The organism is Rhodosalinus sp. (assembly GCF_041685465.1).
Classification (GTDB): domain Bacteria; phylum Pseudomonadota; class Alphaproteobacteria; order Rhodobacterales; family Rhodobacteraceae; genus Rhodosalinus.
Genome location: NZ_JAWLFS010000247.1, coordinates 1 through 4154, shown reverse-complemented (window position 1 = coordinate 4154; position 4154 = coordinate 1). Strand labels below are relative to the sequence as shown.

The following is a 4154-nucleotide window of genomic DNA, read 5'->3' as shown; positions in this document are numbered from 1 at the left end:
GGGATGGATCGGGCGCAGCCTCCCGGAAACCGGGCGGCGCCTGACACAGTCAGAGCTACGCGCCCGGCCCGCCCGAGCGGCGTCCTACATATCCCGGTGCGGCCCGGCGGCGGGCGGAGGTGCCTTGCCGCCCGCCCTGCGTCTCGTCGTGCAGGGACCCCCATGCGAGTGCGCCGCGCCCGCCACCGGCACGGCGCGTCAGCGCGCCCATCGACCGGGGCGCCCGGTCATCAGCACGCGAGCCACGGGCGCGGCCTTCGGGACGCCACCCTTTCCCACGCGGGGGAGGCCGCGCCCCCGGTCGGGCCCCGCGCGCCCCCCGATTCCCGGGCCGACGGTCCGGAAACAGGAACGGGAACGGGACTGGCCGGGGGCGTCTTCCATCTGCCGGCCCTGCCGCCTGCGATGCCATTTCGCCCTGTCCCGTCGCGCAGTCCTTGCGGCCAAGCCCCGGCGGACCATCGACGCGGCGCCCCGTCCCCGGGATGGGGCGCCGCGGCGCCCCGCGATCCGGACGGGCCGGTCAGGCCATCCACCACCGCTGGCTGGCCTTGCCGCCGTCGAGCTCCCAGTTGGCCGCGATGTGTTCGCCGTAGGCGAGCGCGTTGGAGTGCCCCATGATATGGTTGGCGAACATCGGCACCAGCGCCCCGCCGTCGTCGTGGATCAGGCGCTGCGCCTCGGCGTAGAGCTCTGCGCGCTTCTGCTGGTCGAGCTCGGCGCGCGCCTCGTCGACGATCCGGTTGAACTTCTGCGCCGCGTCGGTGTCGCGCCAGTCGGTGTCGTTCCACTCGGTGTCGTCGACATAGGCCGAGGAGAACATCCAGTCCGCCGTCGGCCGGCCGCTCCAGTAGCAGGCGCACCACGCCTTCTTGTTCCAGACGTTGGACCAGTAGCCATCCGCGGGCTCGCGCACGACCTCGATCTCGATGCCCGCCTCGGCCGCCGAGGCGGCGACGAGCTGCGCCGCGTCCACGGCGCCGGCGAAGGCCGCGTCCGAGGCCGAGAGCTTGATGGGCCCGCTGTGGCCCGACTTCCTGTAATGGAATGCGGCCTGATCGGGGTCGAACTCGCGCTGGTCGAGGCCCTCTGCATGAAACGGAACGGCCGGTGACAGCGGATGGTCGTTGCCCACGGTGCCGTAGCCCATCAGGATCTTGTCCACGAGTTCCTGCCGCTTCACCGAGAGCTTGAGCGCCATGCGCAGGTCGTAGTTGTCGAAGGGCTCCATCGTGACCCGCATCGGGAAGGTGTAGTGCAGGTAGCCCGTCTCCTCGAGGATCGTGACGTCGGGCGCGCGGGCGAGGAGGTTCGCCGTCTTCGGGTCGACCCGGTCGATCAGCTGCACCGACCCGTTCATCAGGGCGTTCTGCCGCGCGGTGGCATCGAGGATCGAGACGATCTCCACCGTGTCGAACCACGCCGCGTCGTCGCGGTGGTAGTTCTCGTTCCGGGTGCCGATGGCGCGCACGCCGGGCTCGAAGGTCTCGATCGGGTAGGGCCCGGTGCCGATCGCCGAGGTGGGGTCCACGCGGCCCTCGTCGGAGGGCATGATCAGAAGGTGATAGTCCGACAGCACGAAGGGAAAGTCGGCGTTGCCGGAGGCGAGCGTGACGACGAGCGTGTCGCCGTCGGCGGTCATCTCCTCCACATCCGTGAGCAGGCCCTTGGCGGCGGACTTCGTGTCCTCGCCGCGGTGGTGGTTGAGCGAGGCGATCACGTCCTCGACGGTCATCGTCTTGCCGTTGTGGAAGGTCACGCCCTGCTTGAGCGGGAAGCGCCAGGTCCGCGCGTCGGACGTCGCCTCCCAGCTTTCGACGAGATCGCCCCGCAGCGTGCCGTCGGGCGCCACCTCGGTCAGCGAGTTGCCCCAGAGATACCCGGTGTTCGTCATGAACCCGTTCTCGTAGGTGGCAGGATCGAGGCTGTCGGTGGTCGAGCCATGCCCCATGCCGAAGCGCACGTCGCCGCCGCGCTTGGGCGTGGCGGCCTGCGCGCGGTCGGCCAGGGTGAGGGCGGTGGGCAGCACGACGCCGGCGGAGAGCACCGAAGCGACGAAGTCGCGCCGCGACAGGCGTCCCTGCCGGAGGAGACGGCGCTGACGCTCGATGAACTTTTCCTTCATGTCGGTTTTCCCTGTCATGGTTGTACCCGGTCGCATCCCGGGGAATGCTTGCCGTCACACTCTACAATCGCGGCGCGCCAAGACCCAACAGAATCTTTGCCGTCCACCGGCGACATGTTTTCCTTTGAAATCGACACGCGGGCTGGCCTAATCTCGTCCGGCGGGCGCGGACCCGCCAAGACGGCCCCCGCAGGATCCGGGCGCGCAGTGGCGCCATGGCCGAACCGGGGGCACCAGAACGGAGAAACGAGATGCATCCGGTGCTCCGGACCGTCCTCCAGCGCCTGGCGTTGGGTGTCCTGACCCTCTTCATCGTCTCGATCATCATCTTCGCCTCGGTTCAGATGCTGCCCGGCGATTTCGCCGAGGCGGTGCTCGGGCAGGCGGCGACGACCGAGACGGTGGCGGCCTTCCGCCGCGAACTCGGCCTCGATCAGCCGCCCGTGATCCGGTATTTCGACTGGATCGGGGGGCTCGCACAGGGTGATCTCGGCACCTCCTTCTCGGGGCGCGCCTCCTCGGGCGTGGACCGCTCCCGCGAGGTGGCCGACCTCGTCGGCCCGCGGCTGGCGAACACGCTCTTCCTCGCCGGGATGACGGCATTGATCGCGGTGCCGCTCGCGCTGTTTCTCGGCATCACCGCGGCGCTCAAGCGCAACAGCCTCTACGACAAGACGGTGAGCACCGCGACGCTGACGACGATCTCGTTTCCCGAGTTCTTCGTCGCCTATATCCTCATCCTGCTTCTCAGCACGCTCTGGCCCGTCTTCCCCAGCCTCTCCGACGTGGGCCGGGACATGCCGCTCTGGGACCGCGTCTACATCACCGCCCTGCCCGCGCTGACGCTGACGCTGGTGATCGTGGCGCACATGATGCGGATGACGCGGGCCGCGATCATCAACCTGCTGGCCTCGCCCTACATCGAGATGGCGCGCCTCAAGGGAGAGCCGCCGCGCCGCGTGATCCTGCGCCACGCGCTGCCCAATGCCTGGGCGCCCATCGCGGCGGTGATCGCCTTCAACCTCGCCTATCTCGTGGTCGGCGTCGTCGTGGTGGAGGTGGTCTTCGTCTATCCCGGGATCGGGCAGCTGATGGTGGACGCGGTCAGCTCGCGCGACATCCCCGTGGTGCAGGCCTGCGCGCTGATCTTCGCGGCGACCTACATCCTGCTGAACCTCACGGCCGACATCATCGGCATCATCACGAATCCCAGGCTGTTGCATCCCAAATGACAGATCAGACCGAAAGCTACTCGGCCGCCGCCGAGGTGGCCGCCTTCCGCAGCCGCCGCACCCGGCGCGAGCGGGCGTGGATCGAGCTGAAGAAGGCCCCGCCCACCGCGATCTTCGGCCTGATCGTGATCATTTTCTACATCGTCGTCGCGCTCTTCGCGCCTTTGCTCGCCCCCTATGGCGAGGCCGAGGCGCTCGGTCAGTCCTATGAACCGTGGAGCGGCGAGCACCCGCTGGGCACCGACCAGATCGGGCGCGACATCCTGACCCGGCTCATCTACGGAGCGCGCAACACGATCGGGATCGCCTTCGTCACGACGCTTCTCGCCTTCCTGATCGGCGGCTCGCTCGGCCTGATCGCGGCGATCAACCGCGGCTGGCTCGATCAGATCATCAGCCGCGGCGTCGACGTGCTGATGGCGATTCCCTCGCTCATCTTCGCCCTGATGCTGCTGTCGATCTTCGGGTCCTCGGCGCTGTCGCTCATCCTGATCATCGCGGTGCTCGACTCCACCCGTGTCTTCCGCCTGACCCGCTCGGTCGCGGTGGGCGTCGCGGTGATGGACTACGTCGAGGCGGCGCAGCTGCGCGGCGAGCGCCTCGGCTGGGTGATGCGGCGCGAGATCCTGCCCAACATCATGCCGCCACTGGTGGCGGAGTTCGGCCTGCGCTTCTGCTTCGTGTTCCTGACCATCGCCGCGCTCTCCTTCCTCGGCGTCGGCATCCAGCCGCCCACCGCCGACTGGGGCACCATGGTGCGGGAGACCGCGAACCTGATCCAGTTCGCCAGCTTCGAC

Annotated in this window: 3 protein-coding genes; 2 read left to right on the top strand and 1 reads right to left on the bottom strand. The window is 68.8% G+C overall.

Going from position 1 to position 4154, the window contains the following annotated elements; genetic code table 11:
- Positions 1 to 523 precede the first annotated feature (523 nt).
- On the bottom strand, positions 524 to 2125 hold the full coding sequence (locus tag ACESL7_RS13645) for an ABC transporter substrate-binding protein (protein WP_372893860.1): 1602 nt from the start codon (positions 2123 to 2125) through the stop codon (positions 524 to 526).
- A gap of 251 nt (positions 2126 to 2376) precedes the next feature.
- On the opposite strand from ACESL7_RS13645, the gene ACESL7_RS13640 reads away from it, so the two are divergent.
- Both ACESL7_RS13640 and ACESL7_RS13635 read left to right on the top strand, forming a co-directional pair.
- The gene (locus ACESL7_RS13640) at positions 2377 to 3357 is read left to right on the top strand and encodes an ABC transporter permease (protein WP_372893859.1); all 981 of its coding nucleotides are present in this window, start codon (positions 2377 to 2379) and stop codon (positions 3355 to 3357) included.
- The coding region (locus ACESL7_RS13635; RefSeq protein ID WP_372893858.1) for an ABC transporter permease at positions 3354 to 4154 on the top strand (801 nt) is incomplete at its 3' end. The genes ACESL7_RS13640 and ACESL7_RS13635, both read left to right, overlap by 4 nt.

Coding starts and splice junctions, on each gene's coding strand:
- ACESL7_RS13640 (WP_372893859.1), top strand. CDS start 2,377: ATGCATCCGGTGCTCCGGACCGTCCTCCAGCGCCTGGCGTTGGGTGTC.
- ACESL7_RS13645 (WP_372893860.1), bottom strand. CDS start 2,125: ATGAAGGAAAAGTTCATCGAGCGTCAGCGCCGTCTCCTCCGGCAGGGA.